Consider the following 1,448-nt stretch of genomic DNA (forward strand, 5'->3'; position numbering starts at 1 on the left):
TTTGAACTGCACCCCAATTGTTAGACACAGTCTAACAATTGGAGGTGCAGTTTTTCTATGGCTAAATTTACAGCTGATGAAAAAATACAAATCGTTCTACGTTATTTGAACGGAAATGAAAGTTATCGAGAAATGGGTAGATCGCTCGGTATAAGTGACACAATCATTTTGAATTGGGTAAACCAATATAAACAGAATGGTCTGGAAGCTTTTCTAAAACGATGTACAAATTACACACAACAATTTAAACTAGACGTACTAAACTTTATGATTGAAAACGGTATGTCCTTATTTGAGACGGCAGCTATCTTTAATATTCCTGCCCCTTCAACGATTTCTGTTTGGAAAAAACAGCTCGAAACACAAGGAATTGATGCCCTTCAATCTAAGAAAAAGGGGCGTCCATCCATGAAAAAAGATTCAAATAAACAATTAAAACAACCTTTAGCTGAAGGGTCAGTCGAAGCACTTGAAGCACGCATTAAACAGCTTGAGATGGAAAATGAGTACTTAAAAAAGTTAAATGCCTTAGTTCAAAACAAGGAAAAATCACAAAACAAGACAAAGCGCAAGTAGTCTATGAATTAAGGCATAAATATTCGGTCAAAGCACTCGTGGAGCTAGCTACTATTCCTCGAAGCACGTATTATGATTTAGTAAAGAAAATGAATCGTCCAGATGTAGATGCCGATTTGAAAGCTGAGATTAAAGCGATTTATGAGGAAAATGAAGGTCGTTATGGTTACCGTCGCATTCGTGATGAATTAACGAATCGTGGCCAGAAAGTGAACCACAAGAAGGTTCAGCGCATTATGAAAGAGCTTGGGTTAAAGTGTGTTGTGCGTATGAAGAAATATAAATCCTATAAAGGAAAAGTCGGTAGAATTGCACCTAATATTTTAGAGCGTAATTTTCATACAGATGCACCGAATCAAAAGTGGGTAACAGACATCACAGAGTTTAAATTGTTTGGAGAAAAACTGTATGTATCACCTGTATTAGATTTGTATAATGGTGAAATTATTACCTATACAATTGGTTCTAGACCGACGTATTCGCTTGTTTCAGACATGTTAGAGAAAGCATTGGAACGTTTACCCGAAACCCACCAGCTACTGATGCATTCGGATCAAGGATGGCATTATCAAATGAGACAGTACGTCCGGACACTTGAATCAAGAGCTATCGTCCAGAGTATGTCTCGAAAAGGAAACTGTTACGACAACGCAGTAATAGAAAATTTCTTTGGGATTATGAAGTCGGAGTTCCTCTACATAAAAGAATTTGAAAATGTAGAGCACTTTAAAATAGAATTAGAAAAATATATAGATTATTATAATACGAAACGGATTAAGGCAAAATTAAAAATGAGCCCGGTACAATACCGGACTCACTTTTATCAAGCTGCCTAATGAAATAACCGTGTCTAACTTTTAGGGGTCACTTCA

The 1,448-nt window shown here is 36.4% G+C and carries 1 protein-coding gene; it reads left to right on the forward strand.

Annotation, left to right across the window (positions count from 1 at the left end; genetic code table 11):
• Positions 1-57: 57 nt before the first annotated feature.
• A protein-coding gene (locus tag MR170_RS30595) for an IS3 family transposase (RefSeq protein WP_085959128.1) occupies positions 58-1,412 on the forward strand; the annotation gives its coding sequence in 2 pieces (ribosomal slippage) (positions 58-511 and positions 511-1,412; 1,356 coding nt in all).
• Positions 1,413-1,448 lie beyond the last annotated feature (36 nt).

This window comes from Bacillus cereus group sp. BfR-BA-01524, assembly GCF_022662595.1.
Lineage (GTDB): Bacteria > Bacillota > Bacilli > Bacillales > Bacillaceae_G > Bacillus_A > Bacillus_A thuringiensis_S.